A 19,611-nucleotide genomic window follows, 5' to 3' on the forward strand; every position below is an offset into this window, starting at 1 on the left:
TTGTCAGACGCGAGTAGTGAAAGCGTTCCGGAGTCCCGGCGCAGAGTTATCAGCTGTGATATCTGACCGAGTGGGTTTTTCCGGCGATGGCCTCGAGACGGAACAGGTACCGACTCCACGGTCGGGGTGCGTACGATGACAGATCGGAGACCGAAACGGAGCAACGTGTTGTTCGTCGGCGATCAGTCGACGGGATCGACGGTGGCCGAGAGACTCGGGACTGAGATCGACCGGATCTCGGTGCTGACGGCGGCGGGTGCGATGGCCGGACTGGACGAGTTCGAGGCGACGACCGTAGACTGCGTGATCAGCGAGTTCGATCTCCCGGACGGAGATGGGACGACGCTATTGCGCCGGATCCGGGAGCGAGCCGATGACTGCCCGTTCGTCCTGTACGCGGAGCCCGAAGCGATCGAACCCACCGTCGCGTTCGATGCCGGCGTGACAGAGTACGTCACCCAGTCGGAGGCCCACGCCCTCGACCGCCTCACTCACACTGTCGAGCGCGCCCTCGATCACCGTCGGACCGCCACACGACTGGCAGAAGAACGAGACCTCACGCGTCGGCTGCGCGAGTCGGGCCACGGCGGCGTCCTGACGATCGACGCCGACGGCCGGATCACGACCGCAAGCGCCCGCGCAGCGGAGATTCTCGGGGAACGAGAGGCGGCGATCACCGGACGGACGGTCACCGACAGTCCGTGGAGGGTGTTCGATCGGGACGGGACGGCGCTCACCGGGTCGGAGTGCCCGGTCGTGGCCGCCGTCGAGGCCGACGAGCCGGTCCGTTCGGAGTGTACTCTCGAACGACCGACGGGCGAACGTCGGCACGTCTCGATCAGCGCGTGGCCGGGCATCGATCACCCCGGTGCCGACGGAGCCGTCGTCTCGATCAGGGACGTGACGGACCGGGTCGAGCACGAGACGGAACTGGACCGGAGCCGGTCGCGGCTCCGGGCGATGTTCGACGAGGCGGCCGATCCGATCTTCGTCGCCGACCGGGCCGGTGCGATCGTCGACGCGAGCCGGCAGGCCGTCGAGGTGTTCGGCTACGACCGCGACGAACTGCTGGATATGCACGCCTGGGAACTCGCGGTCGGCACCGATCGGGCCCAGTTGATCGACCTCTACGAGGACCTGCCGGTCGCGGAGTCGGTGACGATCGACGGCCGCTATCGCCGGGCCGACGGGACCGAGTTGCCAGGCGAGATCAGCCTCCGACGGTTCTCGGCCGACGGCGAACAGCGGATCATCACGCAGTTTCGGGACGTCTCGGAACGACGGCGCGTGCGCGAACGGCTGCGAGCCAGCAGACAGTCGCTCCGGACGCTCTACGAGACGATATCCGACGGGGATCTGGACTTCGACGCGAAGGTGTCCGAGATCCTCCGGGTCGGGTGTGAGCGGCTGGATCTGCCGTACGGCTTCCTGACGCTCGTCGACGACGGCCGACAGAACGTCGTCGCCGCGAGGGGCGACCACGAACTGCTCCAGCCCGGCGAATCGGAACCCCTGGACCGTAGTTACTGCCGGAAGACGCTCGAGGGCGACGGCCTACTGGCGGTCGTCGACGCTCTCGACGAGGGATGGACGGACGATCCGGCCTACGATCAGTACGAACTCGGCTGTTATCTCGGCGGTGCGATCGAGGTCGACGACGAACAGTACGGCACGCTCTGTTTCGCCGACTCCGAGGCGCGGACGATGCCGTTTTCGACCGCCGAACGGACGTTCGTGGAACTGCTCGTCCAGTGGATCACTCACGAACTCGAACGACGGGAACGAGCCGAGCGGCTCGAACGACACCGGACACGCTTCGATCGGACACAGAAGCTCGCGGACATCGGCGCCTGGGAGTACAACACGGCGACGGAGGCGGTGAACTGGACCGAGCAGACCCGACGAATCCACGGCCTGCCGCCGGGACACGACCCGACACAGGAAGAGATTCTCGAGTTCTACCACCCCGACGACCGCGAGGACATCCGGTCGGCGTACGAACGCGCCGTGTGCGGCGACGAAGCGTTCGATCTCGACGTGCGACTCGTCACGCCGAGTGACCGACAGCGATGGGTCCGAGTCCAAGGTGAGCCCAGAGACGAGGACGGGACGATCATCCAGGGGACGGTACAGGACGTGACGGATCGCTACAGTCGGCGTCGGGAACTCCGGACGTACGCCGAGGCCGTCAACACGGCCGGCGATCCGATCTACCGGCTCGACCGCGAGGGCCGGTTCCGGATGGTCAACGACGCGTTGGTCGATCGACTGGGCTACGACCGCGAGGAGATACTGGGCGAACACGTCTCGGCCGTAATGGTCGACGACGCCGCCATCGCCGAGACCCGCGAGGCCATCGGCCGGGCCGTCGCCGAGGAATCCGCTGCGGTCATCACCGAGGAATTCGATCTGGAGTCGGCCGACGGGGAAATCGTGCCCATCGAAAGCCGCATCTCCGTCCTGTTCGAGGACGGTCAGTTCCACGGAACGATCGGCGTCTCCCGTGATATCTCGGATCGAAAACGCTACGAATCGTCCTTGCAGGCCCTCAACGGCGCGACACGGGAGCTTCTCGGTGCGACTGCCATCGACGACGTCGACCGCACGGTACTGGAGGCAGTCACGGATACGCTCGGACTCGGCGAGGCGATCGTGTTCCGGAAGGCGGGTGAGGTCGACGGGCTGGAACCGGTCGCGTGGTCCGACAGGATGGACCCCGTGATCGACGGCGGCCCGGACATCTGGGACGACTCGACGCCAGCGTGGGAGGCGCTACAGCGGGAAGTCGTCTTGACCTGTGACGACACGGGGAAACTCGACGAGGCGCTCGGGGAGCGTGCCGACAGCTGTTCGTTCGTTCCGCTCGGACAGCGAGGCGTGTTGCTGGTCACCGGCACGGGATCCAGGGACGGAGACGGTGGCGTGCTAGAGCTGGTCGAAACGCTGGCCGCGACGGCCGAAGCGGCGTTCGAACGGGTCGAGCACGAGCGAGAACTCCAGAGCGAGAAAGCCTTCGTCAACGGCCTGATCGACTCGCTCCCGGACCTGATGTACGCGATCGACACGGACGGCAACTACATCCGCTGGAACGATCGGCTGCTCGAAGTGACCGGCTACACGGAGGCGGAACTCGCGGATGTGGAACCGGTCGATCTCATCCACCCCGACGACCGCGAGGGCATCGCGGAGGCGATCGTCGACGTGACCGAGGGCGGGGTTCGCCGGATCGAAGCCAGAATCGAGACCGCCACCGGCGAGGCGATCCCCTACGAGTTCACCGGCGCACCGGTGAGAGAGGACGGCGAGGTCGTCGCCGTCGCCGGCATCGGTCGCGACGTGACGGAGCGTCGGGAGTACGAGCGAACGCTGACGACGCTGCACGACACGACAGAGGACCTGCTCCGTGCCGGGAGCAACGAGGAGATCGCGACGGAGATCGTCGGGGCCGCCGAGGAGGTACTGGATTTCGACGGTGTCGCAATCTGGGAGTTCGAGGGGGCAGAGAACGTCCTCGAACCGATCGCCTACACCGACCGGGTCGTCGAACTCGTCGGCGAACCGCCGGCGTTCGGTCCCGGTGACGGTATCGCCTGGGAAGTCTTCGTGGACGGGACCGCGCGCGTGTACGACGACGTGAGGAAAGACGAGGACGTGTACGACGAGTCGACGCCGTTCAGGGCGGAGGTGTACATCCCGTTGGCCGATTCCGGCGTGCTCACCGCCGGCCAGACGACGATCGGCCCGGTCGACGATCGGACACTCGACCTGCTCGAGATCCTGGCGGCCAACTGCGAAGCGGCGATGCAACGGCAACGACGGGAGGGCCAGCTCCGGGAACGCGACCGGAAACTCACGGCGAACAACGAACGGCTCGAACGCGTTCGGGAGATCAACGAGGGGATCCGCCGCGTCGATCACTCGCTCGTGGGTGCGGACACGCGCCAGGAGATCGAACGGTCCGTCTGTGAACACGTCACCGAGACTGACCGGGTCGCCTTCGCCTGGATGGGGACAATCGACCACGTCGACGAGACGCTGGTCCCGAAGTCCTGGGCCGGCGCAGATCGGGGATATTTAGACGCCGTCGACACGGGACTCGACGGATCCGAACCTGCGGTGGTAGCGGCCCGGGAGCGACGACCGGTGGTCGTCGACGCGGTCGCCAACAACCTCAGAGACGCGACCTGGCGACAGGCGGCGCTCTCCCGCGATCTGCTGTCGGTGATGGCGGTCCCGCTCGAATACGACGGCGTCCTGTACGGTGTCCTCGCCGTCTACGGAACTAGTCCGTCGGCGTTCGACGAGATGGTCCAGGAAGTGATTCAGGAGTTCGGTGGCACCGTCGGGCACGCCCTCAACGCGGTCGAGCGCAAGCGCGCGCTGCTGGCCGAGAGCCACGTGGAACTGGAGTTTGAACTCCCGACCGGCAGCACACCCCTCTTCGCGCTCGCCGAGGCGCTCGACAGTCGGCTCTCGCTCGACGGCGCGCTCCCGAAGTCCGACGACCACACGCTCCTATACGTGACCATCGCCGACGCCGACGAGGACGCCGTTCGAGGGACCGTCGCGGACCTGGTGACCGTCGAGAGCGTCCGGTCGGTCGACCGTTCCGAGGACGGTTCCCAGTTCGAACTCGAACTCTCGGGCTCGTCGCTCCCGGCGACGGTTGCCGAGCACGGCGGGTCCGTCGAGAGCCTGTCGCTGTCGGACGGCTCCGGCCAAGTGCGGATCACGCTCCCCGAGACGGCCACCGTTCGCTCGTTCGTCGACCTGTTCGTCGACCGCTACCCCGAGGCGGAGCTGATCGCTCGCCGACGGCGAACCGCCGACGCACCGATCGACGGTGCGGGCGACTCGCCCCTCGACGACCTGACGCCCCGCCAGACCGACGCACTCACGGCCGCCTATTACAGCGGCTTCTTCGAGTGGCCACGGGAGAGCGCCGGGGAAGACGTGGCCGACTCGCTCGACGTGGCACCCCCGACGTTCCAGGAACACCTCCGCCGTGCACAGGCGAAACTCCTCACAGACCTCCTCGGGGACGGTCTCCCGTGAATCCGCCACGCGCTCGTCCCGACGCCGCTCACGGACGATCGTCGGTGATTTTCGAACGTGATACCGACGGACGAGACCGGCCCTATCTGTGTAGGGCCGTTTTCCACTGATACCCTACGAATGTAGGGGACAGTGTGGAAGGGGTGGCGAAACATCGATCAGTAGAGACTGACAACCATGTTCTCAATTCTGGCGGCGGCGACGGGACGGCAGACCGACGACGAAGCGCCCGCGGTCACCGGCGAGGGCGGTACCGACCGCGTGGACGAGACGAGCGCGGTCGTCAAGAGCATCCTGAAAGGGCTCCAGGAACCCACGACGGTCCTCGACGCGGACGCGAACATTCAGTACGTCAACGACCAGGCCCTCGCGCTGTTCGACACGACCGAATCGGCGGCGGTCGGAGCGGCACCGTCGGCGTTGATCGACGACGACTGTGAGGCGACGCCGGTCGGACGGGAGGCCCTGGAGACGGGCACGGACGTGCAGGAACGCGAGGAGCGGATCGCGGTCGACGGCGACGTGACGCCGGTCACGCGGACGGTGACCCTGCTGTACGACGAGGACGGCGAAGTGACCGGCGCACTGGAGATCGACAGGGATCGGACCGAAAAACTGAGACAGCGCCGCCGGAAACGGGCGCTCGAAACCTACCAGACGAGCGTCCTCGACGATCTCGGTTCAAAACTCCGCAGGCTCTCGGAGGGTGATCTCACGATCGACCCGACGGTCCCACGGCCGGCGGACGTCGTCGAGGACGCCGAGGACTTCTCCGAGATGGAGACGGTCCACGAGGAGTTCACCGAGATGAACGAACACTTAGGGCGTGCCGTCGACAACATTTCGACCGTCGTCAGCCGACTCACCGACCAGTCCGACGATCTCAGTGGCAAGAGCGACACGCTGAGTGCGTCGAGCGAAGAGGTGACGAGTACGATCGAGGAGGTCGACGCGTCGACCACCGAGATCAGCGACGGGGCCGAGGACCTCGCGGCCAAGACCGAGCGGGCGGAGGCGACGGTCGACGACCTCTCGGCCTCGATCGAGGAGATCACGGCGTCGGCCCAGGAGATCAGCGCCAACGCCGACGAGGCGGCCGGAATGGCAGAAGACGGCGTCGAAGACGGAAAAACTGCGGTCCATCGAATCCGTGACGCGACCGACGCGACCGGGAGCGTGGCCGAACGGATCGACTCGCTGGAAGCGTCGATGGCGGAGGTCAGCGAGATCATCGATATGATCGCCGAGATCGCCGACCAGACGAACATCCTCGCGTTGAACGCCTCGATCGAGGCCGCACGCGCGGGCGAAGCCGGCGAAGGCTTCGCCGTCGTCGCCGACGAGGTCAAGGATCTGGCCGAGGAGTCACAGTCGTCGGCCGACGACATCGCGACGATCATCGAAGACGTCCAGTCCCAGACCGAAGACCTCGTCGACGCCATCCACGAGGCGAACTCGGACGTGGAATCGGGAGCCGACGCCGTCGAGGACGTTGTAGACAGCCTCGAAGGGATTCACGATCGGGTCGAACAGACGAACGCGGGCGTCGCCGAGATCACCACTGCGGTCGAAGAGCAGGCCGAGAACGCGGAGTCCGTCAGTGCGCTCGTCGAGGACACCTCGGCCATGACCCAGCAAGTCGTCGCCTCCATCCAGCAGATCTCGGCCGCGACGAACGAACAGGCCACCGCCACGGACGACGTGGCCAACACCGCCCAGGAACTGAGCGTCATGAGCGAGGACGTGTTCGAACTGGTCGATACCTTCCGGCTCACCGACGACGAGAACGCGAACGTCGACGAACTGGACGACGCGATCGACGTCTGATCCGCCAGCGACGCTCGCCGATCACGTTCCGTCCGACGAGTTTCTCGCGAAGGCCTCGCTGGCGTTCAGCGCGCGCTCCCACGCGCTGTCGTTCATCGACGGCGGTTTCGTCACCTCGCCGGTGGACCACCCGCCGCCGTCTCGGCCCCTGACGTACTCGACGTGTTTCAGGAATCCGTCGTGGGAGACCAGCACGGTGTAGTCCCGGGACCTCGGAATCGCGACCGTCACCTCGTACCGAACCTCCAGGTAGCAGTCCGTCGTTCGGTTGCCACCGGAGCCCCGAACGTCGATCCGGAACACGTCGCCGCCGAGGTCGTCGACGGTCGCGGTGACGGTGCCGTCGGCCGCGGCGACCGGGATCGTCTCGTTCACCGTGACGTACGTGGTATCGCCCGACGTCCGCGTGTTCCAGCCCGCGTACTGACGTTGATGCGTCCCGCAGGTGGCGTTGCTCGCGTCGAAGTTCGTCACTGCGGCTCCGTCGCCCTCGGATTCGCCCTCCGTGAATCCGACCCCCGTCACGGCCAGTCCGAGCAGGAGGAGGAGGACGAGAGCTGCGACGAGGACGACGGCGACCCCGACGAGCCGTCCGGACCGGTCTGGCTCGTCGAGCAGGTTCGAATCGATTGGCATCTACCGGTCCGGGGGACCCGGACACTAAATAGCTGGCTGAACGGGAGATCGGCGCGTCGAGCAGGGGGAAGTCGTCGGACCCCGGCTCACGTCCACCGATCCAGGCCGGTCTGGACGGTCGCGTCCGCGATGCGGCCCAGGCCGCGCTCGACCTCGTCGGCGGCGACGCCCCACTCGTCGACGACGAACGCGCGGGCGGCGTCGATGTCGGGGGTGATCTCCGGATCGAAGGACGCGTCCTCGGCCACGGGCGGGTCCAGAAAGAGGTCCCTGACGCGGTCGGCGTTCTCGACGTAGACGTCTCGCGCCTCGAAGACGCCCCAGAGGTCGCCGTGGTCACGGACCGCCTTCACGGCCGTCTTCGGGCCGATGCCCGAGACGCCCTCGTTGAAGTCCGTCCCGCAGAGGATGCCGACGTCGACGAGTTGCTCCCAGGTGAGGTCGTGTTCGGCGAGCGTCGCGTCGAAGTCCATGCACTCGGGATCCCCCGAGGAGGTGAGCTGTCGGAGCGTCAGCGGCGAGCCAAAGAGGAGCGCGTCGTAGTCCTCCGTGCCGGCGTAGTCGACGGTCCCGGCGCGAGCCATCCGTGCGGCCTGGGCCTCGCCCTCCGCGGGCGCGTCGACGACGGGCACGTCCAGCAGGGCGAGCAGTTCACGGGTCGTGTCGACGATGGTATCGGTGAGCCGTTGCGTGCGGGAGTCGAGTTCGGCCACCTTCACGGAGTCGCCGGCCTCGCGGGCTTCCTCTAACTGGGCCTCGTACTTCTCGCGCTGTTCACGTCGCTTCTCGACTTCGTCTTCCTTGAGATCCGTGACGCCGCCGTCGAAGACGAACACGGGCGTCACGTCGTGTTCGAGGAACTTCGGGAGCCCCTGGAGCACGCCGATGAGGTTCGCGACCTCCTCGCCGTCGGCGGTGGTGTAGGCCGAATCGCGGGTGAACTTCACCGTCGTCGTCAGGTAACGGTACAGCCAGTTGTGGGCGTCGACGGCGACGATCGACCCGGCCAGGTCGTCGTAGGCGACCTCCTCGATGACCGCGAGATCGCGCAGATCTGCGTTTCCCATTGGGACGCTGTTACGGCGGCCACCGCTTGAATCTCCCGACCGGCGACACGCGGTTCAGTCGTCGTCGGGGCGGACCGACTCGAGAACGGCCGGCGGCTCTGCCCCCGCTCGCTCCCGCAGAAATTCCGCCTCCGTCTCCGAGAGGTCGCGCTCGCGGTACGCGTCGAGGCCGGCCTGGTAGGAGTCGCGGGTGCGCTCGCCGGGCCAGGCCAGCACCAGTTCGGCGATGCCGGTCTGCTCTCCCGTGTAGGCGAAGCCCGCCTTCGACAGCGCCTCGAAGGCGAAGGGGTTGTTGACGGCGATCCGAACCCGTTCGTACCCGCGGTCGCGGGCGCGTTCGGTGGCGAAGCGGCACACGCGCGGGCCGATCCCCTCGCCGCGGTGGTCCTCGCGGACGGTGACGTAGCGGAGCCAGAGGGCGTCGGGGTCGGTTCGGTCCTCGTTGAACGCGACGGCGGCGACGATCGCGTCGTCCTCGCGGGCCACGGCCTTCCCCGTGGCGGACATCACGAACTTCCCGGCGTAGCTGAACCGCCGGTAGTCTAGCCGAAGCGTCGGCCCGTCCGGCGGCCACCCGAGCAGTTCGTACTCCATACCGGCCCGAGGGTCGGCAGGCGTTTGTAGGCTTCCCCACAGCGCTGAAGGACGCGGGCCTGGTACAGTCCGTATGAAATCAGACGGGGGTGACGCGAGCGCGGTGGACGGTCCGGGCCGCATCGGCGACGTCGGCATCTTCGACCGGGTCGCCCGGCTGTACGACCTGAAGCCGTCGACGCGGCGGCGCAAGATCGAACCGGCGCTCGACCTGGCCGAGCGGGAGATCGCTCGCGTCCTCGACGTCGGCGGGGGGACCGGCCAGGGAGTCCGGGCGCTAGACGTTCCCACTGGCGTCGTGGTCGACGCGGCGCCGGGGATGCTCGCCAGGGCCAGAGACCGCGGCGTCGACGGAATTCGGGGTGACGCCGCACGTCTCCCCGTCGCCGACGATGCGGTCGACGCCGTGTTGATTCTGGACGCGCTCCACCACATGGCTCGTCCCGCGGCGGTGCTGGAAGAGGCGGCTCGCGTCCTCCGACCCGGTGGCGTGCTGGTCTGTCTGGAGTTCGACCCGACGACGGTCCGCGGGCGGGCGCTCGTGGCCGCCGAGCACCTGTTCGGGTTCGACTCTCGCTTCTTCGCGCCGGGCGACCTGGCCGCGATGGTTCGCGCGGCGGGGCTCTCGGCGTCGATCCCTCGCGGAGGCTTCGAGTACACCGTCGCTGGGGTCGCGTAGGAAGTCGGGACACACAAGTCCGCCCGCTCCGAAGGACGGGCAATGAACGCGCTCGACTGGGCCCGGCGTCGCGTCGATCCCGCGGCCGCGACGGCGGTGTTTCTGGCCGGCGACCTGCTGGCAATCGCCGTGTTCGTGCTGATGGGCGAGTTGAGTCACGGCTACGGGCTCGCGGACGCGGCCCGGATCGCCGGCACCTACGCGCAGTTCCTGCTCGGCTGGCTCGCCGTCTCGGTGCTGGCCGGGGTCTACGCCGGCGACTACCGGCGCCGGTTGAGGCGGTCGACCGGACTGGTCCTCGGCGCGTGGCTCGGGGCGGTCCTCGTCGCGCAGGCGCTCCGGTCGACGGCGGCGTTCCCGGGCAACGCGGCGGTCTCCTTCGCCGCAGTGGCCTTCTTCGTCGGCGGCGTGTTGCTGGTGACCTGGCGGCTGACCCTGGCCCTCGTCACGTCGCGGTTGCGGTCGACGGCACCCGCGTGACGAGGTAGGCGCCCAGGCCCGCGGCGACCGTCGCCAGCCCCGCGAGGACCACGAACAGCGTCCCGGCCGAGAAGTACGTCAGGATCGCCCCGGCGATGGAGGCACCGAGGGCACCGATCCCGAACACGCCCAGGTAGGTGAACCCGTAGGAGAGCCCTCTCGCGCCCGGCGGCGTGTACTCCGCGACGCTGGCCTGGTAGAACGGCTGGACGAAAAAGAGGAAGAAGCCGAGTAGCGCGGCGATCCCGAGCAATCCGGCGAGGCCGAGGCCGGCGACCGGCAGGAAGAGGACGCCGATCACTGCCAGCGCGCCGAAGCCGGCGAGGATGCCGTACTCGGGGCGCCCGCGGTCGGTCAGCTTCCCGGCGACGAACTGGCCGAGGACCCCGACCATCAGCAGGCCGACGTAGACGTAGTCGCCGGGCTCGTAGGTCTCCGACCCGATCTGGATCGGGGCGAGCGAGGGCACGTCCCGCAGCAGTTCGGGCAGGAAGGTCAGGACGCCGCGGTAGTACAGCCCGGAGCAGAGCGTGACGACGAAGACGATGGCGAACGCGCCGGCGAACAGCACCTTCGACTGCGAGAGGAACTCACCGAGCGAGGAGACGCCGTCCGCGCGGCCGTCGCCGTCGTCGCCCCCGTCGGTGGCCGTGACGGCCGCCCGTTCGTCGATGTCCGCCCGGAAGGCGAAGAGGGCGGCCGCGGCGGCCGGAATCGCCAGCAAGGCGACGACGACGCGCCAGTCGAAGGCGATCAGGAGGAGGATCGTCACCAGCGGGCCGACGGCGATACCGACGTTGCCGGCCATGCCGTGGTAGGCGAAGGCGCTGCCGCGCTGTTCGACGCCGCGGCTGATCAGCGAGAGGCCGGTGGGGTGGTAGACGCTGGCGGCGACGCCCCACAGCGCCATGGCCAGGCCGATGACGACGGGCGTCGGGGAAACGGCCAGGACGAGGAAGGAACCGCCCATACCGAGGAGGCAGACGGTGATGAGCAGGCGGGCGTCGAGCCGGTCGACCAGGACGCCGCTGGGAATCGCGCCGAGGCCGAACAGGGCGAAGCCGACGGTGACGAGCGCGCCGAGCGTCGCGGCGTTGACCGGGAACTGCGTCACGCCGAGGTCGATGACCGAGAACTCGGCGAGCCAGATCGGGATCAACACCGGGATCGACAGCTCGTAGGTGTGGACCATCGCGTGCGCGACCGTCACGAGACCGACGATCGACCGATCGTTACTGTTCACGGACGACGTGTTCGACGGTGCACCGCTTCAACGCGTCGGTCTCCGCAGTCCTGGCGTCACCGATCGAGTCACTACCGTGAAAAATCGCGTAGTCGGCCGCCCGAACGCCACAGCCTCAACACTTCTCGTCGACGGGGATCGACACTGTCGACTGGATCCACGCCTGGTGGTTCTCGCGGTCGTAGATGACGAACTCTTCCTCGCCGATGTCGAGTTCGGCGTACCGCCGGTGTCGACCCTCGCCTGCGTCGTCGTCGGTGTCCGTGTTGTGGATGCTCATGTGTGGAGTCGGCGGCCCTGCGGTCGTCCGCCTCGATTCCATCTTTCCCGACAGCACACATAAGGACTTGCGTTAAATTATCACTCGATATAACGATAGATACCAGTCGTCACCGGATACTGGCCACAATTCTCAACAGTTAGAACCAAATGGGTGTCGGCAGCGACCGATCGCGCTGGGAGTCGGTCCGCCGAATCCAGTCCGGGAGTCGACACGGCGTCGTTTTCGCATCCAGTGGCGTCCCGTCCGGCGATTTTGGCGCTATAAGTTATGAGTTGGATACGCTTGCGTCACGAAAGAACTTCGCAGTAAATATTCAGTGCCTACATCCGATGGGATGGGGTGCATACTGGAAAACATTTATTACCCCACGCATCTTCTATTCGTTCAAGTTATGACGGGATACTACGACTACGTGCTCGGGATCATTCCGGTGTCGGTGGCGGGAATCAGTGCGGCGCTCGTCGCCGCGGGACTCGGCCTGACCACCGCCGTACCCGTCGCGTCGCTGTTCGCCCTCGCGCTGGTCGGCCACGCGATGTTCGTCAACGCGCCGGTCGACGACGCGACCCCCGGCTCGCAGGGCTCCCACGCCCAGGATTCGCCGCAGTTCTCTGCCGACTGATCTTTTCTCCGTCTCAGACTCTCTCCCGTCACTGCTCCGACGTCGTTCGATTCTCCCTCTGGCTTTCGTTCCGCTGTGCCCGTTCCCCTCGATGGCCGCTCCCAGCACACCTTTGAGTCGGTCGGTCGAAGGGAGTCTCATGTCGACACACAAGGAAGCCCTGTTCCTCCGGAGCGACGAACTCGCCGACCTGGCCGCCCCGGCCGACTACGTGGACGCCGTCAGAGAGGGATACAGACAGCGCGGTGAGGGCGCGCCCGCAGAGCCGCGGACCTCGCTCCCCAGCGAGGACCCGCCGGGCTTTTTCACCGGCTACCTCGCCATCCTGCCCGACACGGGCGCGATGGGGACCTACACCTACGGCGCCGGGTTCGGCGCACAGGACGCCCACTTCATGCTCTCGCTGTTCGACTCCGAGAGCGGCGAACCCCTCGCGCTGATGGACGGCGCGAGCATGAACCCCTTCAAGACCGGCGCGGCCGGTGCCGTGGGCATCGACGCTCTCGCGCGCGAGGACGCGACGACGCTCTCGGTCATCGGCAGCGGGTCGCAGGCGCGCGGGCAACTCCGCGCCGCCGTCGAGGTCCGTGACTTCGACCGGATCGACGTCTACTCGCCCACGAAGGAGAGCCGCGAGTCGTTCGCCGCGGAGATGAACGAACTCCTGGACCCCACCGTCGCCGCCGTCGCCTCGAGCGCCGCCGCCGTCGAGGGCGCCGACGTGGTGATCACCGCCACTAGAGCCACCGAACCCGTCTTCGACGGCGACCTGCTGGAGGACGGGGCCCACGTCACCGCCATGGGCCAGTACGCGCCCGACGTGCGCGAGGTCGACGCCGAGACCGTCTCGCGTGCAAAGTACGTTCCCGACCTGCGCGCACGGACGAAGACCGACGCCGGCGCGTTCATGATGGCCCTCGAGTCCGGCGCCATCTCCGAGGACCACGTCCACGCCGAACTCGGCGAGGTCGTCGCGGGCGTCGAACCCGGTCGCGAGAGCGACGAGGACGTCACGCTGTTCGACAGCGGCGGGACGGCGATCGAGACCGTCGCTGCGGCGCACATGCTCTACGAACGCGCCGTCGAGAACGACCTCGGCGAGACCCTGGAGTTCGCCCCCGCCAGTCAGGCCCTGACCGGGAAGTGACTCAGCCGAACCGGCGGGCCAGTTCGTAGGCGACGCCCGCCGGGAGCGTCACCCACAGCACCACCACTCGAAACCGAACTTGGTAGGCCAAGCAGTAGAGCGATACAGAGAGTTTTGGTAACTTGCACCATGGATGGGGTGCTCAACGAGGTCACGAACACGGTGCACAAACACGAGACGGGGAAGTCGAAGTTCGACACGGAGTGTGGCGTCACGTACCACCTCTCGGCGGACGATCTCCGCGTGCTCGGGACGATCGAGTCCGAACTCGACGGGACGAACGCCAGCAGGTGCGGCCGGTGTTTCGACGACGGCGGTGGGTACTAGAGGAAGCCGGCCAGTCCCAGCGCCTCCAGCAACGGGATGCCGCTGGCGACGGCGGCGATCAGATACCCGCCGATCACCCCGCCGTTGAGCAGCGGGAGGCCGGCGTGCGCCCTGCCCTTCAGCACCATCCGCAACAGGATCGCCAGGCCGACGAGCGTCCCGAGCATCGCGCCCAGGGCCGTGACGGGGATCGTCAGCCCGAGGCCGGCGACCGTGGACACTGAATCGGGGGCGAAGAAGGCCGCGCTCGCGACGAGGACCGTCGGGATCACGGCGTCACCGAGGCCGATGAACAGCGCGTCCCGATCCATCGGTTCCTCGGGGTCGGCCTCGTCGCTCTCGTCGTCCGCCGGCGCCGGGGCTTCCTCCCCGCCGTTGTCCGCGGCCTCTCCATCGGCCTCGCCCGTCGGATCCGGCATCTCGGCGTCGAGGAACGAGTACGACAGTGTCAGCGGAACCACGAGCACGACGGGCACCTTCAGCTCCATGACGCCCGACGCGAGCGTCAGCATGTGCTCGGTGCCGTAGACGCTGACGGCGTCGTAGATCGCGAGGACGGTCAACAGCAGGATGGCGGGCAAGAGGCCGAAGCTGATGCCGAACAGGCCCGCCGCGCCAGCGCCCATGACCACGCCGCTGGCGTCGATGACGTACCACTCGGGATGGAGGAGGAGGGCGGCGCCGAGCGCGAGCGCTGCGCCCACGGCGAGGACGTTGAACCCCTGGAAGCGCACGAGGTTCGGGATCACGACGCTGAACACGTACCAGGAGAGGTAGACCCCGGCGAAGACGACGAACCCGCGGATGAGCTGGTCGACCTCGTACTTGATCGCCAGCAGCATGAACGCCGTGGCGACGAGGATCGCTCCGAGGTAGAGGAGGCTGTTCGTCGGGTCCTGCGGGTCCTCGACGGCCTGGTAGCCGGCCGCCTCGAACGGCTGGACCAGCGCCAGCGCCCCCAGCTGCACGAGCAGAAAGATCAGTCCGATGAAAGCGCTCGCGACGAGCGCCCGCGTTCGCTGCTCCATACCGGCCCCTCGCCCGTCTCCGGTTTCAGGATTGCGAAGGCGGCCGATGCGACCCGAACGACGAGTCGTTTACAGGGCGAATATGGTTGCTGGATGTTTAGTGTGTCACTCGAACTGAACGATTAAGTATAAACAGGATTAGTGGGACGATTTCGCATGGTCTGGGAGGTACTAATCGGGTTCGTCCTCATCGTGGCTGGTACCTATCTCGGTTGCACGATGGCCCTTCGGGGGTTTTTCGGCCGAGAGTACTACGATCCGAGAACCGGGGAATCGATAGAGGCTGATGGTGGCTCGAATGACTGATTCTCGTTCGATCTTTGTCCAGGTTTGAGCGGTGGCCGAGAGGAGTCAGGCCACCCGACGAAAAACGTGGCTCACTCTGATGCGTCGGGTTCCAACGGTGTGCGGTCGAGGTGGCCTCCCGCTTCCGATTCCACCTCTCGGGATTCGTAGTACGGGAGAAAACAAAAACAGTCCCGTAATCGTGGCGTATTTCCCGTCCATCTGGCGCGACGGGACTCACCGCGCGTACAGCGCCGATCCCAGAAGCGTCGGGAGCCGAACCCCATCCTCGGGCGAGACGGCGACGTAGGGGCGATCGACCGGGCCGAACACGTCCACGACGCGGCCGATCTCCGTCAGGTTCTCGTCCACGACGGTCGTCCCGAAGTCGGGGTGACCGTCGTCGGGCGAGCGGACCACCGCGAGTCCCTGGGCGGTGCGGACGACTTCGCCGACGCGCTGCATCGTCACGACCGGATCACGTCGAGGTACGCCGCGACCGCGCCCAGCAGATCGCTCTTGGTCGCGTCGTCGGCGTCCTTCACGAGCACCCGGCCGCGAGGCTCGAACTCGCGGGGATACTGCTTGTCGCGTTCGATCACGGCGTCGTAGCCCACCTGCTGGACCGCCTGTGCTATCTCGTCGACCGTCGGATCGGGAACGGCCTGCTCCCGGCTGACCCGACGGCCCTCGGCGCGTGAGCACTCCGCGTCGAGAGCGGCGGGCCAGATGACGTTCTCCACCATGCCAGATTCTCACCGGGCCGCGGATAAGGACCTTTCCGTCCCGGTCGGGCGGTGCGGGCCCCGAGCGCCGGGGGCGTCAGTCCCGCCGACCGACGAGTGCGGTCGCCGCGAGGACGGCGAGCAGCGCAGCGACGACGCCGAAGCCGGGGCCGTCGGCTTCGGTCCCCTCGGTGGACTGCGTCGTCTCGTTCGTCGGTGCCACGTCGGACTCGTTCACCGTCGCGTTCGCCCGGGCCAGCCCCTCGGGGTGCCAGGTCTTCGCGAGTTTCGTCAGCGGCACGGCGACCTTCGGGCCCGGCTGACTGACGAACGTGTAGTCGAGCGCGATCGTCTGATTTTCCCGTACGGCAGTCGTGCCGTTGTAGGGCGCTCGGTCGGGCACCGCCCAGTCGTCCGGGTAGACGATCCACTCGGGGTCTCGGTCGGCCACGATCTCGGGGTTGACCTGTCGATAGCCCTCGATACCGGCCTCGGCGGCGACGTTCACGCCGCCGGCGGCCTCGATCATGTCGTGGATGTGGGTCCCCGAGCCGGTCGTGAAGTCGAAGAAGGCGTAGAGGGCCTGTGGCTTCCCGCTCGCGTTCTCGTGTGCCGTCTGGGCGCGTTCGACCGCGAGCCGGAACTCCGTGGCCTCCGCTCGGGCGCTCTCGCAGGACCCGACCAGTTCGCCGACGGTCTCGAGGTTCCCGGCGATCTCCTCGAGGCTCTCGGTCCGGCGGAAGTGATACACCGTCACTCCCGTCCGTCGCAACTGTGCGACGGTCTGGGCGTCGGTGGCGTTGGCGGCCAGCACGAGGTCGGGTTGCAGGCCGACGACGCGCTCGACAGTCCCGCCACCGCTGATGTTCCCCACGTCCTCACGGCCGTCGAGATAGGCGGTGTACTGGTTCTTCTGCATCCCGACGACCCGGTCCCGTGCACCGACCTCCCAGAGCAGTTGCGCGTCGCTGGGCTGGAGCGCGACGATCCGCTCGGGACGCTCCGCGAGCTCGACGGCGGTCCCCGTCCCGTCCGTCCGCGTCACCGGGAACGAACAGTCGTCCTGTGCCGCGTGGGCCGCGACGTCGTTCGGTTCGGCTGCCGGCTCAGCGTCCACCAGATCGCCGTTCGCCGCGTCGACGCTCGACGCGTCACCTGTCGCCGGACCGACGGCCACGGCACCGGCGACGGCCAGTACGGCGGCCGCGAGCAAGAGTACGCGTGCGTTCATCGTGGTCAGGCTGGGACCGTATCCAATAAGTATTTGCCTACTGCAATCCAGGTTGGAAACTATGCACACGGGCGCGCGGACCGTCTACTGGTCGGCCTGCCTGTCCGTCCTCCTCGTGGCTGTCACCCTCGCGAGCGCCACGGTCGGCCCCGTCGACATCGCCGCCGTCACCGTCGCGAAGGCGACGCTCAACGCCGTCGGGATCCCCGCCGGCCTCTCCGTCTCAATCGAGGCCGCCGGGATCTTCGGTGCGTCCGTTCCGGTGCCCGTCCCCGACGTGTCGTATTTCTACCCGTTCTCGCTGACGATTCCCGAGACCAGCGAGATCATCGTCCGCCAGGTGCGCCTCCCCCGGATCGCGCTGGCGGCCGTCGTCGGGTTCGCACTGGCCTCGGCGGGCGCCGTCATGCAGGGCTTCTTCCGGAACCCGATGGCCGATCCGTCGATCATCGGCGTCTCCTCTGGCGCGGCGGTCGGCGCCGTCGCGACCATCGCCTTCCCGCTCGCGATCCCGTTCGGCCTCCGGCCCGCCGCCTTCGTCGGCGCGATCGTGGCCGCCTTCGGCGTCTACCTGATCGCCAGCGAGGGCGGTCGAACGCCGGTGGCGACGCTCCTGCTCGCCGGGGTCGCCGTCCAGACGCTGCTGGGCGCGATGGTCTCCTACATGCTCTTGCACTCCGGCCGCAGCCTCCGTGAGGCCGTCTACTGGCTGATGGGCCAGCTCTCGAACTCCACGTGGGCCGAAGTCGAGGTGACGCTCCCGCTCGCCGTCCTCTCCTTCCTCGTCCTCTACGCATACGCGGGTGACCTGAACGTCCTCCTGCTCGGCGAGACCGACGCGCAGACGCTCGGCATCGAAGTCGAGCGAACCAAACGAATCCTGCTCGCCGTCGCCAGCGTCATCACCGCCGCCGCGGTGGCCGTCGCCGGCGTCATCGGTTTCGTCGGCCTGATCGTCCCCCACGTCATGCGACTGCTCGTCGGCCCCGACCACCGCATCCTGCTCCCGACGAGCGCGCTCGCCGGCGGGGCCTTCCTCGTCGCGGCCGACACCGTCGCCAGGGCCGGCCCCGCCGAGGTGCCGGTCGGCATCGTCACCGCCGCGCTCGGGGCGCCCTTCTTCCTCTACCTGCTGCGCAGCCGGGAGGTGCACGCACTGTGATCGACGTCACCGACCTCACCGTCTCCCGCGGCGACGTCACGGTCTTCTCGGACGTCTCGCTCTCGGTCGCCGACGGCGAGTTCGTCGCGCTCGTCGGCCCCAACGGCGCGGGCAAGACGTCGCTCCTCCAGGCGATCAACGGCGTCCTCGACCCCGAGTCGGGGTCCGTCGCGGTCGACGGCCGCCCCGTCGCGGACTGCTCGGCGCGAGAACTCGGCCGGCTCGTCGCGACCGTCCCGCAGGACACCCACGTCGGCTTCGACTTCACGGTCGAGGACGTCGTCGCGATGGGCCGGACGCCCTACCACACCCGACTCGGGCGGACGGACTACGAGGCGGACCGGCGCCACGTCCAGCGGGCGCTCGATCGGACCAATACCAGGCAGTTCGCCGATCGGTCCGTCGACGGGGTCAGCGGCGGCGAGCGCCAGCGCGTCCTCCTCGCTCGCGCGCTGGCCCAGGACGCCCCCGCGCTCCTGCTCGACGAACCGACGGCCAGCCTCGACGTCAACCACCAGGTCGAGACCCTCTCGCTCGTCGCCGACCTGGCGAACTCGGGGACGGCCACCCTCGCGGCGATCCACGACCTCGACCTGGCCGCCCGCTTTTGCGACCGGATCGTCCTGCTCGCCGACGGCGGCGTCGTCGCGAGCGGCACCCCTGAGTCGGTCCTCGACGCCACGGCTCTGGGCGCCGCCTTCGACGCCGACGCGGCCGTGGCGACTCATCCCACGACGGGGACGCCGACCGTCACCGCACTCGCGGATCGACGCGCGAGCGACCTGACCGTCCACGTCGTCGGCAGCGGCCGAACCGGTGCCCGCGTGATCGCGCGACTCGACGACGCCGGCGTCACCGTCACCGCCGGGCCGCTCCCGGCGGGCGATCTCGCCGCCGAGACGGCGCGGGCCCGGGGGCTGGAGCGCGTGACGGCTCCCGCCTTCACCGCCATCGACACCGAAATCCGAGAGCGGACCTGCCGGCTCCGTGACGACGCCGACCTGACCGTGGCCGCCGATCCCCCGAGCGCCGACGGCGTCGCGGCACTCCTGGACGCGCCGACGCCGGTCGTCACCGTCGACGGTGAACCCGGCGCGAACGGGGCGACGGGAGTCGCGAGCGTCGACGGCATCGTCGGCGCAGTCACGACGCTGGCGACCAGGCGGGAGCTCTCGGCGGACGACTAGTCGATCGCCGGCGGGTCAAGAGCGTCGACCGTC

19 protein-coding genes are annotated in these 19,611 nt (G+C 68.0%); 10 read left to right on the forward strand and 9 right to left on the reverse strand.

The window, feature by feature from the left end:
- The first annotated feature begins 135 nt into the window (after nucleotides 1-135).
- Complete coding sequence (locus U5918_RS02000) at nucleotides 136-5,055, forward strand: PAS domain S-box protein (protein ID WP_335999086.1); 4,920 nt, start codon at nucleotides 136-138, stop codon at nucleotides 5,053-5,055.
- A 177-nt stretch (nucleotides 5,056-5,232) separates the two neighbouring features.
- A complete protein-coding gene (locus U5918_RS02005) occupies nucleotides 5,233-6,882 on the forward strand; it encodes a methyl-accepting chemotaxis protein (protein ID WP_335999087.1) in 1,650 nt (549 codons plus the stop codon).
- Between the two features lie 21 nt (nucleotides 6,883-6,903).
- On the opposite strand, the gene U5918_RS02010 is transcribed toward U5918_RS02005, so the two are convergent.
- The 3 genes from U5918_RS02010 to U5918_RS02020 form a co-directional block, all read right to left on the reverse strand.
- Nucleotides 6,904-7,518, reverse strand: a complete 615-nt coding sequence (locus tag U5918_RS02010; protein ID WP_335999088.1) for a hypothetical protein — start codon at nucleotides 7,516-7,518, stop codon at nucleotides 6,904-6,906.
- A gap of 86 nt (nucleotides 7,519-7,604) precedes the next feature.
- Nucleotides 7,605-8,585 (reverse strand): flap endonuclease-1, encoded by a 981-nt coding sequence (gene fen / locus U5918_RS02015; RefSeq protein ID WP_335999089.1) that lies wholly within the window; start codon nucleotides 8,583-8,585, stop codon nucleotides 7,605-7,607.
- 54 nt (nucleotides 8,586-8,639) lie between these two features.
- Complete coding sequence (locus U5918_RS02020) at nucleotides 8,640-9,179, reverse strand: GNAT family N-acetyltransferase (protein WP_335999090.1); 540 nt, start codon at nucleotides 9,177-9,179, stop codon at nucleotides 8,640-8,642.
- A gap of 73 nt (nucleotides 9,180-9,252) precedes the next feature.
- On the opposite strand from U5918_RS02020, the gene U5918_RS02025 reads away from it, so the two are divergent.
- Both U5918_RS02025 and U5918_RS02030 read left to right on the forward strand, forming a co-directional pair.
- Complete coding sequence (locus U5918_RS02025; protein WP_335999091.1) at nucleotides 9,253-9,858, forward strand: class I SAM-dependent methyltransferase; 606 nt, start codon at nucleotides 9,253-9,255, stop codon at nucleotides 9,856-9,858.
- A gap of 42 nt (nucleotides 9,859-9,900) precedes the next feature.
- Nucleotides 9,901-10,338: a DUF3054 domain-containing protein gene (locus tag U5918_RS02030; protein ID WP_335999092.1), complete on the forward strand. Its 438-nt coding sequence runs from the start codon at nucleotides 9,901-9,903 to the stop codon at nucleotides 10,336-10,338.
- Here the strand turns inward: U5918_RS02030 and U5918_RS02035 are convergent.
- Together U5918_RS02035 and U5918_RS02040 are read right to left on the reverse strand one after the other, a co-directional pair.
- Nucleotides 10,304-11,581, reverse strand: a complete 1,278-nt coding sequence (locus U5918_RS02035) for an MFS transporter (protein WP_335999094.1) — start codon at nucleotides 11,579-11,581, stop codon at nucleotides 10,304-10,306. The genes U5918_RS02030 and U5918_RS02035 overlap by 35 nt on opposite strands.
- Nucleotides 11,582-11,696: 115 nt before the next feature.
- Complete coding sequence (locus tag U5918_RS02040; RefSeq protein ID WP_335999096.1) at nucleotides 11,697-11,861, reverse strand: DUF7331 family protein; 165 nt, start codon at nucleotides 11,859-11,861, stop codon at nucleotides 11,697-11,699.
- A 394-nt stretch (nucleotides 11,862-12,255) separates the two neighbouring features.
- On the opposite strand from U5918_RS02040, the gene U5918_RS02045 reads away from it, so the two are divergent.
- The 3 genes from U5918_RS02045 (at nucleotide 12,256) to U5918_RS02055 (ending at nucleotide 13,960) form a co-directional block, all read left to right on the forward strand.
- Nucleotides 12,256-12,486, forward strand: a complete 231-nt coding sequence (locus U5918_RS02045; RefSeq protein WP_335999098.1) for a DUF8015 family protein — start codon at nucleotides 12,256-12,258, stop codon at nucleotides 12,484-12,486.
- Between the two features lie 139 nt (nucleotides 12,487-12,625).
- The gene (locus U5918_RS02050) at nucleotides 12,626-13,633 is read left to right on the forward strand and encodes an ornithine cyclodeaminase family protein (RefSeq protein ID WP_335999100.1); all 1,008 of its coding nucleotides are present in this window, start codon (nucleotides 12,626-12,628) and stop codon (nucleotides 13,631-13,633) included.
- A 129-nt stretch (nucleotides 13,634-13,762) separates the two neighbouring features.
- Nucleotides 13,763-13,960, forward strand: coding sequence for a hypothetical protein (locus tag U5918_RS02055; RefSeq protein ID WP_335999102.1), 198 nt, complete (start codon nucleotides 13,763-13,765; stop codon nucleotides 13,958-13,960).
- Here the strand turns inward: U5918_RS02055 and U5918_RS02060 are convergent.
- A complete protein-coding gene (locus U5918_RS02060; protein WP_335999103.1) occupies nucleotides 13,957-14,988 on the reverse strand; it encodes a presenilin family intramembrane aspartyl protease PSH in 1,032 nt (343 codons plus the stop codon). The two genes, U5918_RS02055 and U5918_RS02060, sit on opposite strands and share 4 nt — an antisense overlap.
- Nucleotides 14,989-15,144: 156 nt before the next feature.
- On the opposite strand from U5918_RS02060, the gene U5918_RS02065 reads away from it, so the two are divergent.
- The gene (locus U5918_RS02065; protein WP_335999104.1) at nucleotides 15,145-15,294 is read left to right on the forward strand and encodes a hypothetical protein; all 150 of its coding nucleotides are present in this window, start codon (nucleotides 15,145-15,147) and stop codon (nucleotides 15,292-15,294) included.
- A gap of 216 nt (nucleotides 15,295-15,510) precedes the next feature.
- Here the strand turns inward: U5918_RS02065 and U5918_RS02070 are convergent, their stop codons facing one another.
- From U5918_RS02070 to U5918_RS02080, 3 genes are all read right to left on the reverse strand, one after another.
- Nucleotides 15,511-15,738 (reverse strand): H/ACA ribonucleoprotein complex subunit GAR1, encoded by a 228-nt coding sequence (locus U5918_RS02070; protein WP_335999106.1) that lies wholly within the window; start codon nucleotides 15,736-15,738, stop codon nucleotides 15,511-15,513.
- Between the two features lie 2 nt (nucleotides 15,739-15,740).
- A complete protein-coding gene (gene srp19, locus U5918_RS02075) occupies nucleotides 15,741-16,019 on the reverse strand; it encodes a signal recognition particle subunit SRP19 (protein ID WP_335999107.1) in 279 nt (92 codons plus the stop codon).
- Between the two features lie 76 nt (nucleotides 16,020-16,095).
- Nucleotides 16,096-17,229 carry a PGF-CTERM-anchored ABC transporter substrate-binding protein gene (locus U5918_RS02080; RefSeq protein ID WP_335999109.1) on the reverse strand — a complete coding sequence of 378 codons (1,134 nt, stop codon included), beginning with the start codon at nucleotides 17,227-17,229 and terminating at the stop codon, nucleotides 16,096-16,098.
- A gap of 61 nt (nucleotides 17,230-17,290) precedes the next feature.
- Between U5918_RS02080 and btuC the strand changes: the two genes are divergently transcribed.
- Both btuC and U5918_RS02090 read left to right on the forward strand, forming a co-directional pair.
- Nucleotides 17,291-18,391: a vitamin B12 ABC transporter permease BtuC gene (btuC, locus tag U5918_RS02085; RefSeq protein WP_335999110.1), complete on the forward strand. Its 1,101-nt coding sequence runs from the start codon at nucleotides 17,291-17,293 to the stop codon at nucleotides 18,389-18,391.
- A complete protein-coding gene (locus tag U5918_RS02090) occupies nucleotides 18,388-19,578 on the forward strand; it encodes a heme ABC transporter ATP-binding protein (RefSeq protein WP_335999112.1) in 1,191 nt (396 codons plus the stop codon). The genes btuC and U5918_RS02090 overlap by 4 nt, the downstream gene beginning before the upstream one ends.
- Nucleotides 19,579-19,611 lie beyond the last annotated feature (33 nt).

Source organism: Halorientalis sp. LT38, assembly GCF_037031225.1.
Taxonomy (GTDB): Archaea; Halobacteriota; Halobacteria; order Halobacteriales; family Haloarculaceae; genus Halorientalis; species Halorientalis halophila.

Bases quoted from the DNA above. Each gene is read 5' to 3' on its own strand.
- U5918_RS02000 (WP_335999086.1), top strand. From the start codon at position 136: ATGACAGATCGGAGACCGAAACGGAGCAACGTGTTGTTCGTCGGCGAT.
- U5918_RS02005 (WP_335999087.1), top strand. From the start codon at position 5,233: ATGTTCTCAATTCTGGCGGCGGCGACGGGACGGCAGACCGACGACGAA.
- U5918_RS02010 (WP_335999088.1), bottom strand. From the start codon at position 7,518: ATGCCAATCGATTCGAACCTGCTCGACGAGCCAGACCGGTCCGGACGG.
- fen (WP_335999089.1), bottom strand. From the start codon at position 8,585: ATGGGAAACGCAGATCTGCGCGATCTCGCGGTCATCGAGGAGGTCGCC.
- U5918_RS02020 (WP_335999090.1), bottom strand. From the start codon at position 9,179: ATGGAGTACGAACTGCTCGGGTGGCCGCCGGACGGGCCGACGCTTCGG.
- U5918_RS02025 (WP_335999091.1), top strand. From the start codon at position 9,253: ATGAAATCAGACGGGGGTGACGCGAGCGCGGTGGACGGTCCGGGCCGC.
- U5918_RS02030 (WP_335999092.1), top strand. From the start codon at position 9,901: ATGAACGCGCTCGACTGGGCCCGGCGTCGCGTCGATCCCGCGGCCGCG.
- U5918_RS02040 (WP_335999096.1), bottom strand. From the start codon at position 11,861: ATGAGCATCCACAACACGGACACCGACGACGACGCAGGCGAGGGTCGA.
- U5918_RS02045 (WP_335999098.1), top strand. From the start codon at position 12,256: ATGACGGGATACTACGACTACGTGCTCGGGATCATTCCGGTGTCGGTG.
- U5918_RS02050 (WP_335999100.1), top strand. From the start codon at position 12,626: ATGTCGACACACAAGGAAGCCCTGTTCCTCCGGAGCGACGAACTCGCC.
- U5918_RS02055 (WP_335999102.1), top strand. From the start codon at position 13,763: ATGGATGGGGTGCTCAACGAGGTCACGAACACGGTGCACAAACACGAG.
- U5918_RS02060 (WP_335999103.1), bottom strand. From the start codon at position 14,988: ATGGAGCAGCGAACGCGGGCGCTCGTCGCGAGCGCTTTCATCGGACTG.
- U5918_RS02065 (WP_335999104.1), top strand. From the start codon at position 15,145: ATGGTCTGGGAGGTACTAATCGGGTTCGTCCTCATCGTGGCTGGTACC.
- U5918_RS02070 (WP_335999106.1), bottom strand. From the start codon at position 15,738: ATGCAGCGCGTCGGCGAAGTCGTCCGCACCGCCCAGGGACTCGCGGTG.
- srp19 (WP_335999107.1), bottom strand. From the start codon at position 16,019: ATGGTGGAGAACGTCATCTGGCCCGCCGCTCTCGACGCGGAGTGCTCA.
- U5918_RS02080 (WP_335999109.1), bottom strand. From the start codon at position 17,229: ATGAACGCACGCGTACTCTTGCTCGCGGCCGCCGTACTGGCCGTCGCC.
- btuC (WP_335999110.1), top strand. From the start codon at position 17,291: ATGCACACGGGCGCGCGGACCGTCTACTGGTCGGCCTGCCTGTCCGTC.